Annotated in this window: 1 protein-coding gene and 1 pseudogene; both read right to left on the bottom strand. The window is 71.4% G+C overall.

All coding sequences use genetic code 11. The features are described from left to right. Nucleotides 1-1,052 precede the first annotated feature (1,052 nt). Nucleotides 1,053-3,869 (bottom strand): annotated as a pseudogene (locus J2S57_RS17325) (amino acid adenylation domain-containing protein); the annotation flags it as partial. 32 nt (nt 3,870-3,901) lie between these two features. Further along, nucleotides 3,902-5,275, bottom strand: coding sequence for a lysine N(6)-hydroxylase/L-ornithine N(5)-oxygenase family protein (locus tag J2S57_RS17320; RefSeq protein WP_307244109.1), 1,374 nt, complete (start codon nt 5,273-5,275; stop codon nt 3,902-3,904). Nucleotides 5,276-5,362: the final 87 nt, after the last annotated feature.

Here is a 5,362-nt window from a genome sequence, read left to right as displayed (position 1 = left end):
GATCTCGGACCAGCGGCGGAACGAGGTGCCGGCGGGCTCCAGCTCGGGGACGGGCCGGGCTTCCTGGGTGGGCCGGGCGGCTTGGTTGGGCCGGGCCTCTTGGGTGGGCGCCTCTTGGGTGGGCGCCTCCTGGGTGGGCGCCTCCTGGGTGGGCGCCTCCTGGGTGGGCGCCTCCTGGGTGGGCGCCTCCTGGGTGGGCGCCTCCTGGGTGGGCGCCGCGCCTCCTGGGTGGGCGCCTCCTGGGTGGGCGCCTCCTGGGTGGGCGCCTCCTGGGTGGGCGCCTCCTGGGTGGGCGCCTCCTGGGTGGGCCGGGTGGCTAGGGCGTCCGGGGCAGCTTGAGCGGGCCGAGCGGGTTGGGTGGGTCGGGCGGGTTGGGCCGTGGTGGCGGTCTGCGTCACGCAGGCGGCGTGGGCGGCGGCCAGGTCGGACTCGAGGATGCGCCAGGAGACACCGTCGATGACGGTGTGGTGGATGACGACGAGCAGCCGGCCCTCCACGGAACCCGCGCTGCCCCCGACCTCACTTCTGACCGGGGCGGCGTCGTCTTCCCGGGTGGGTGGGGTGTAGCCCGGGCGGTCTTCTCGGGGCTCTCCGGGCTCTCCGGGCTCTCCGGGCTCTCCGGGCTCTCCGGGCTCTCCGGGCTCTCCGGGCTCTCCGGGCTCTCCGGGCTCTCCGGGCTCTCCGGGCTCTCCGGGCTCTCCGGGGAACCAGACCAGCTGGGCCATCACGCCCTCGGCCGGGCGCAGTTCGTCCATCGCGCGCTCGGTCTCGGCGGTGACGGCCTCGTCGGTGAACGCCCGGCCGGTCGGCCGAACGGCCTGTCCCCGGGGCTCGGCCGGCACCCGCAGCAGGCCCTCGTCACGCCGCAGCTCGGCGTTGAGCACCGGGTGCTTGTGCACCACGGCGGCCCAGATCGTCTCCAGGACATCGAGCGTCAGACCGGCCGGGGTGCTGAACACCATCGACTGGCTGAACCGGTCGAACGGGGCCCCGGTCTGCGCCAGCCAGTGCAGGATCGGGGTGAAGCGCACGTCGCCGGAGGCCACGTCGGTGTCGTCGCGGGCCGCCGACGCCGAGACCGCCTCCCGGGCCAGCGCGGCCACGGTGCGGTGCTCGAACACCTGACGTGGGGTCAGCACCAGCCCGGCCTCCCGGGCCCGGATCACCACCTGGATCGAGACGATGCTGTCACCGCCGAGCGCGAAGAAGTCGTCGTCGGCGCCCACCGCGGGCAGGCCCAGCAGACCCGCGACGATGCCGCAGAGCAGCTCCTCGCGATCGGTGCGGGGCTTGCGGCCCGACGGGGCCACCGCGAACACCGGCTCGGGAAGCGCCGAGCGGTCGAGCTTTCCGCTGACCAGCACCGGGAGCTCGTCGAGCACCACGAAGGCCGACGGCACCATGTACTCCGGCAGCAGACCGGCGCAGTGCGTGCGCAGCGCCGCCACCACGGTGGAGTCGTCGGGCACGGGGACGTTGGCGAGGTCGCTCCTGAGGTCAGTCGTCGTACCGGCCGCCACCACGTGCACCACGTCGTCCGCGGCCATCTCCGGACGCACCAGGATCAGGTCGAACGCGGCCGGGTCGTCGCCCGACCAGACCGCCCGGGCCCGGTACCCGTTCTTCTCGGCCAGGCGCAGCAACTGCTCCGGGTCCGCCCCCTCCGGCACCGGCGGGCCCCCGAAGAAGCCGCGCTCGCGCGACCGGTCCGGCGTCAGGCGGGCGTTCGGGATCCCCGCGACCCGCACCGAGGCGGGAGCCGAGGCGAGCAACGACCCCAGCCCCGACGCGTCCTGGCCCCCGGGCCCCCAGGTGACCGACCGCCCGACCGCCACCGGCACACGCGCCGAGAGCACCACGTCGTAGCGGTAGCGGCTCAGCTCGTTGGCGTAATCGGCTCGCTTGAGCGAGATCTCGGCGCTCTCGAACAGCCGGCTGCCCGCCGCGTAGGCCTCGAACCAGCGGGGATCCAGCAGCAGTTCGTGCTCGGACGAGACCGCGTGCTCGACATCCGCCGCCGAGGAACCGATCCCGCTGCGCAACGTGCGCAGCAGCCGCAGGTTCCGCACGTCACCGATGAAGATCCGGCCGCCCGGCGCCAGCAGCCCGGCCGCCTGGTCGAGCACCGTGGCCAGGTAGTCCGGGCCCGGGAAGTACTGGGCCACGGAGTTGATCACGATCGTGTCGAAATGCCGTTCCGGCAGGCCGGTCACGTCGTCCGCGGGCTGAGCGGCCAGAAGCACCCGCCCGGCCAGGTCCGGACTCTGCCGCACCTTCTCCCACAGCCGGGCCACGGCCTCCTCGGAAAGATCCGTGCCCCAGTAGGTCTCGGCATCGGTTGCGAGCTTCCAGAGCAGGAGCCCACTACCGACCCCGATCTCGAGCACGCGACGGGGGGCCAGCGCCCGGATCGCCGCGACGGTCTCCGAGCGCCACGAGCGCATCTGCTCCAGCGGGATCGGCGTTCCGTCGTAGCTGGAGTTCCAGCCGGTGAAGTTCTCCTCGTGCGCCTCGCTCGCGCCGGCCGAGTAGAGCATCTCGTGCAGGTCTTTCCAGGTCTCGACGGTGGTCTCGGCATCGACCGCCGACGAGAGCGCGACGTAGCCCACCAGACGGCCCGAACGCACCGTGACGGCACTGTTGGCCACCCGCGGATGACGCCGCAGCACCGCCTCGATCTCACCCGGCTCGATCCGGTAGCCGCGCACCTTGACCTGGTCGTCGACGCGGCCCAGGAAGTCGAGGCGCCCGTCGTCGAGCTGCCGCACCAGGTCGCCGGTGCGGTACATCCGCTCCCCCGCACGGTGCGGGTCGGCCACGAAACGCTCGGCGGTGAGGGCGAACCGGCCCAGGTAGCCGCGGGCCAGACCGGGCCCGGACAGGTACAGCTCACCGGTGGACGCGGGTTTCAGCTTCTCGTCGAGCACGTGGACGTAGGTGCCCGGGTCGGCGATACCGATCGGAACCCGCTCACCGTCGAGGGTTTCCGGCGACGAGAGGCCGAGCGTCGAGTTGACCGTGGCCTCGGTCGGGCCGTAGGCGTTGAACATCGACCGCCCGGCGCCCCAGCGCCGCACCAGCTCGGGCGAGACCCGCTCGGTGCCGGCCAGCAGCGTCGCGGGCGGGAAGTGCGCGTCGGACGGCATCGCGGCCAGAAGTGCGGGCGGCAGGATCATGAAGGTGATCTCGTTGCGCAGCGCGTAGTCGGCCAGTTCCTTCACCGGGTAGCGCAACTCGCTCGGCACCACGACCAGGGTGCCGCCCGAGAGCAGCCCCAGGCAGAGGTCCCAGAAGGCCACGTCGAAGCTCGGCGAGGCGAAGTGCAGCACCCGGCTGTGCGGGCCGATGCCGAACCGCTCGACCTGCGTGGCCAGCAACTTGGAGACCCCGGCGTGCGAGAGCACCACACCCTTGGGCCTGCCGGTGGAACCGGAGGTGTAGATGACGTAGGCCGCGTGTCCCGCACTCAGGGCCGGGGTCTCGAAGTCCCCGGGGGCGAGGTCGTCCATCAGCACGACCGGCAGGTCGTGAGAAGGCAGCTGACCGGCCGACTCCCGCGTCGCCACCAGTGCGAGCGGAGACGCGTCCTGGAGCAGATACTGAATGCGCGCCGGAGGGTGATCGGTGTCGATCGGCAGGTACGCCGCCCCCGCGAGCAGCACCCCCACCTCGGCCACGATCATCTCCAGCGACCGCGGAACCGCCAGCCCGACCACGCTTTCCGGTCCGACACCGCGATCCCGGAGAGCCGCGGCCAGACCGCGGGCCCTCGCGTCCAGCTCGGCGTACGTCAGCGACGACTCCCCGTGCACCACCGCGGTCCGGCCCGGCGCACGACCGACCTGCTCCGCGAAAACCTCTGGCCAGGTACGGCCCTCATGCGGGTTCACCACATCGGTTCCTAGGAGATGAGACGGCGCAGGGCGGCCGCGGGAGCCTTCGCCCCGCCGGCGGGTTGCACCGAGGGGGTCCCGGCGACCACGGAGGCGAGGATCTCCCCCGCCCGCACGGCGATCGTGGACAGCAGCGACGACGACAGACCGTGCGTATGCTCGGTGCCACCCTGCAGGTAGATACCGCAGCGGATGCCCGGCGTGGTCTCGACCCGGTAGTCGCGCTGCACCCTGAGCCGGCCCCCGGTGTCGGGCGGGCAGAACGCGGCCAGGTCACCGAGCAGCGGCAGCGGGTCGACCGGGTCGTAACCGGTCGCGAAAACAGCCAGATCGGCGTCGATGTCGACAGTGCGGTCGCCGGTCAGGGAACGCACCGTCACCGCCACGCTGCTGTCCTGCTCGCGCACCGCCTCGACCCGGGCCACGTTCATCATGGTCAGGCGTTCCCGGCCGACGACCTTCTCCTGGTACGTGCGGCGGTACAGCTCCTCGATCAGCTCGCCGTCCACCACCGAGTAGTTGGTGTTGGCGTGATAGCCCATGAGCAGCTTCTTGACGTGGACCGGGGCCTCGAAGAAGTCGTCCACCGCGTCCGGGTCGAAAATCCGGTTGGCGAAAGGACTGTCGTCGGCCGGGCTGTAGCCGTAGCGGGAGAACACCGAGACCACCTCGGCCTCGGGGAACCGCCCGTGCAGGAAGGCCGTGACCTCGGCCGCGCTCTGCCCGGCCCCGACCACCACGAAGCGCCGGGCGGCCTCGACGTCGATCTCCTCGACGCGGTGCAGCAGCTGCTGGTTGTGCCAGACGTGCTCGGAGCCCGAAATCCCCTCGGGGAAGCGCGGTTGCAGGCCGGTCGCGATGACGACGTTGCGCGCGCGATAGGTGACCTCACGGCCGGTGCCGTCGGCGTTCAGCTCACGGGCGGTGACGTCGAGGGCCACCACCTCGTCACCCTCCAGCACCGGCTCCAGCCGGGTCACCTCGTGCCCCCAGTCGACCAGGTCGGCGACCCGGGCGGAGGCCCACTCCAGGTAGGCGTGGAACTCCAGGCGCAGCGGGAAGAGGGTCTTGTGGTTGATGAAGTCGACCAGCCGGCCACACTCGTGCAGGTACGACAGGAAGCTGAAGCTGCTTGCCGGATTGCGCAGCGTGACCAGGTCTTTCAGGAACGAGACCTGCATCGTGGCATCGTCGAGGAGCATGCCCCGGTGCCATCCGAATGCCGGTTGACGCTCGAAGAAACGTACCGCCACGCGCTCGGTGTCGTTAGCCTGGTCGTTGTGTTCCACCGCCGCGATGGCCAGGGCAAGGTTCGAGGGTCCGAACCCGATGCCGATGAGGTCGTGGACCGGGTGGTCGTTCGTCCCCGTGGACGAGCTCATGAAATGTCCTCCGGGACACATCGTCGCAATCGCTGCATCGAGCATTTACTTAGGTGAGGCTACCCTAACGATTGCCGGGATGACATA

Source organism: Kineosporia succinea, assembly GCF_030811555.1.
GTDB lineage: Bacteria > Actinomycetota > Actinomycetes > Actinomycetales > Kineosporiaceae > Kineosporia > Kineosporia succinea.
The sequence above is the reverse complement of the archived record's forward strand: the minus strand, read 5'-3'. Positions and strand labels throughout refer to the sequence as shown.